Origin of the sequence: Mucilaginibacter sp., from assembly GCF_964263795.1 — a bacterium.
Classification (GTDB): domain Bacteria; phylum Bacteroidota; class Bacteroidia; order Sphingobacteriales; family Sphingobacteriaceae; genus Mucilaginibacter.
The window spans coordinates 1-2,672 of sequence record NZ_CAXVWK010000051.1; the positions used below are offsets into that span (position 1 = coordinate 1).

A 2,672-nucleotide genomic window follows, 5' to 3' on the forward strand; every position below is an offset into this window, starting at 1 on the left:
TGCTGAAATATCCGGTCTTGATATTGCGAAATTATTTATGGAAGAAGCGGTAGGCGGACTGCTCTTCGGCGCATTATTGGGTTATATTGGGTATTGGGCGCTAAAATCCATAGACGACTATAAAGTAGAAGTCTTGATTACGCTCGCCATCGTGATGGGTGGCTATTATTTAGCTGGACATATGCACGTATCAGGGCCATTAGCCATGGTAATTGCCGGTCTGATTACCGGTAACAAATCGAAGCGAGAAGGAATGTCTGATCTTACCAGAGACTATCTCGGTAAATTCTGGGAAATGATAGATGAGATTTTAAACGCTGTGCTTTTTCTATTCATAGGCCTGGAAATGTTAATCGTAAAAATTGAGCCAACGGTAATTATAATTGGAACAATCAGCATTGCAGTAGTGCTGCTGGCACGCTGGATATCGGTAATTCTTCCGGTATCGATATTGCGGAAGAAAGTAAAATTCGAGAAAAACGCTGTGACCATGCTTACCTGGGGTGGCTTGCGGGGTGGCATATCCGTTGCACTGGCACTATCATTAACACCATCCATGCACCGGGATCAATTTGTACTGATCACTTATATTATTGTGGTCTTTTCTATATTAGTACAGGGACTTACTATAGGAAAACTCGCTAAAAAATTACAGTTTTAAAGATGAATGAGATTTTTACCGCCTTCAAGAAATTTATATCCTTCAGGTTCAGCCTTCATGAAGATAATGCTGAAGAATCCGATACAATAGAATCCATTAAAAGGAACGTTGAATTCCGGGGTGCAAATTTGTGGACGTTAATTTTCGCCATATTTATCGCATCTATAGGCTTGAACTTGAATTCTACCGCCGTAATTATCGGTGCAATGCTCGTATCACCACTAATGGGTCCAATCATGGGTATTGGCTTAGGGATCGGTATCAATGATTTTGAACTGGTAAAGAAAGGTGCAAGAAACTTAGCAATAGCAACTATAATAAGTATTGCAACGTCGACGCTATACTTTTGGGCTACCCCCTTACATGAGGCATCCTCAGAACTCCTCTCAAGAACGTCTCCATCTATCTGGGACGTATTCATCGCCGCCTTGGGTGGTCTGGCAGGGATTATAGCGGCAACAAGAAAGGAAAAAAGCAATGTCATTCCAGGGGTTGCCATCGCCACGGCATTGATGCCTCCGTTATGTACCGCAGGCTATGGGTTAGCCTCAGGGAACGTCTACTTTTTCCTTGGTGCGCTTTACTTATATTTCATAAACAGTATCTTCATTTGCGTTGCCACGCTTCTCATTGTGAGATATTTAAAGTTTCATAAAAAGGATTTCGGAGATGAGGCTTACCAAAAGAAAGTGAGCAGGTATATCCTGATCATTGTGCTGGTAACAGCAGCTCCAAGCGTATTTCTCGCTTATAGGATTGTAGATAAAAGTATTTTTGAGAACAATGCAAGGGCATTTATTGAGCATGAGCTGAACTATAAAAACACACAAGTGATCTCTAAGCTTTTTAAATACAGCCGAAAAGGAAATCAAATCGACCTCCTCTTGCTGGGTAATGAACTCAACAAACTCCAAATTGATTCCTTAGAGAAAAAAATGCCAGCGTACAAACTCAATGGAACGAAATTAATCATCAGACAGGGGTTGAATGCGAAGAACGAGCTCGACATATCGCAGATCAAAGCCAGTATATTGGAAGCTGTTTATCAGGACGACTCGACCAAACAAAAATCAAACAGTTACAACGCGCTAAACAGACCCATTCCAAAACTTGATAAAGAACTTAAATCACTGTATCCAGATTTAAAATCATTTACCATTAATAACGTTGAACTAAAAAACATCGACTCAAATCGAATGGATACAGTAACTGTAGCATTAATCAATATGTCAGGTAACCTGGCTAACAAAGAAAAAGAGCGCCTGCGTTTATGGTTGAAAAACAGAGTGGCCGCTGAATCGCTGTTATTGGTGCTCCAGAGATAAACGATGTACAAAAGCGGTTAGTTGCTCAATGCAAAAGCAAACCTAAGTCCAACAAAGGTAACTTCACCAGTGCTTCGTCGCCAGCGTTCATACTTTACACCAATGTCTGCACCATAGCGCGAGTTGAAAGGGAGATAAACGCCTACGCTTGGCGCATAGGAGAAAGATGTTGTTATGTTATCGCCAATTGTCACTGCAGTTCCTGCTTCGAGAGCGGCGTAATAGATTCCTCCGAAATAATATCGACCACCAACTGTTATCGGCACAACTCCATCCACATGTACATCTTCTCCAAGATTTTCAAGCCTTTTTTTAATGTCATCACGGTACTGAAAGGTCATATACCCTGCAGAGCCGATAAAATTGAATGACTTTGCAATGTTCCGCTCCCACTTCACAGAAAATCCATACCCGTTAATATACCTGTCTGTTGATTTTCCAACTGGAACACCGATTAAAAACCCTGCTGACGTTTTATTGATTGCCGCGGGAAATTGCGCGTAGGCACCACTACTAAAAATCATTGTCAAGATGCTGATAGCACAACTTGCAATAAGTCCCTTAAAAAAATTCATCGCTCAATTTAGCTAAAACCGTATAGTTAGTCAACCATTCTGCGGATAATTCTAAAAGTTTTGATAAGCAGATCAGCGATTATGTTGTCAGAAACTTTAGATAATCTTAAC

At 40.9% G+C, this 2,672-nt stretch carries 3 protein-coding genes; 2 read left to right on the forward strand and 1 reads right to left on the reverse strand.

The window, feature by feature from the left end; genetic code table 11:
* Together ACE5CV_RS08750 and ACE5CV_RS08755 are read left to right on the forward strand one after the other, a co-directional pair.
* A partial coding sequence (locus tag ACE5CV_RS08750) for a cation:proton antiporter (protein ID WP_374949789.1) occupies positions 1-661 on the forward strand: 661 nt, incomplete at its 5' end.
* A 2-nt stretch (positions 662-663) separates the two neighbouring features.
* On the forward strand, positions 664-1,986 hold the full coding sequence (locus ACE5CV_RS08755) for a TIGR00341 family protein (protein WP_374949790.1): 1,323 nt from the start codon (positions 664-666) through the stop codon (positions 1,984-1,986).
* A 17-nt stretch (positions 1,987-2,003) separates the two neighbouring features.
* On the opposite strand, the gene ACE5CV_RS08760 is transcribed toward ACE5CV_RS08755, so the two are convergent.
* The gene (locus ACE5CV_RS08760; protein WP_374949791.1) at positions 2,004-2,561 is read right to left on the reverse strand and encodes a hypothetical protein; all 558 of its coding nucleotides are present in this window, start codon (positions 2,559-2,561) and stop codon (positions 2,004-2,006) included.
* Positions 2,562-2,672 lie beyond the last annotated feature (111 nt).